This is a genomic window from Falsiroseomonas sp. E2-1-a20 (assembly GCF_051433195.1).
Taxonomy (GTDB): Bacteria; Pseudomonadota; Alphaproteobacteria; order Acetobacterales; family Acetobacteraceae; genus Falsiroseomonas.
Window position 1 is genome coordinate 1 of record NZ_JBHMFT010000188.1, and the last position, 707, is coordinate 707.

Consider the following 707-nt stretch of genomic DNA (forward strand, 5'->3'; position numbering starts at 1 on the left):
GCATCGCCAGGGGTGGCCTTCTCCACGGACAGACTCCGCTCTGCCATATCCAACAGAATCAGATATGCCATCCGCGCCCCTCCTCTCGGCCTTTATCCCGGTACTTTGGGAGCGCCGCGACGGATGCAGTATCGCCTGCACGTGATTGGCATGACCATCAACGAACAGCGGCCGTGCCGGCGGGGCCACTGCCACGCGTGCGGCAGCACGTCAGGGAACAGCTTGGTGATGCTGCCGCCGGACCGGGAGAGGCGGTCGTCTGGGCCTGCCGGAGCCTGCGATCGCCGATCGTGGAGGCGCCGCTTGCCTGCCGCGACGAGGCCTGATGTGACCAAGCCAATGAGAGGGCCGCAGCAGGAGTGGCTCGTGCCCGGCGGCGTGGGACAGTCCAGTTGTCCGAGAACGAGCCGGCGGCGCAAGGCTTACCCTTTTGCGCCACGCTGCGGCGGCACCGTGCTTGCTACGCTGCAGATCACAGGCGCGGTTGGGCAGGCGCATGAACAAAAGGTGGGATGGCTGGCCCCTCAGGCCGGAGATCAGCGGCTGGCACTGGGTGGAGGATGCGAGCGGGCTGCGCCCCCTGCTCTGGCGCGGCGACGACTGGCCGGAGACGGTCGACCGGCGGGAGTGGCAGGATGGCGTGGTCATCTGCGCGCCGGCCGACCTGCGAGGTGATCGCTACTTCGGCCCGGTGGCGATGCCGGTGG

At 68.5% G+C, this 707-nt stretch carries 1 protein-coding gene; it reads left to right on the forward strand.

Features of this window, described 5'->3' with window-relative positions; genetic code table 11:
* Positions 1–496 precede the first annotated feature (496 nt).
* Positions 497–707, forward strand: a 211-nt coding sequence (locus tag ACFHPP_RS31300; protein WP_437167122.1) for a hypothetical protein, incomplete at its 3' end; no start/stop codon positions are given.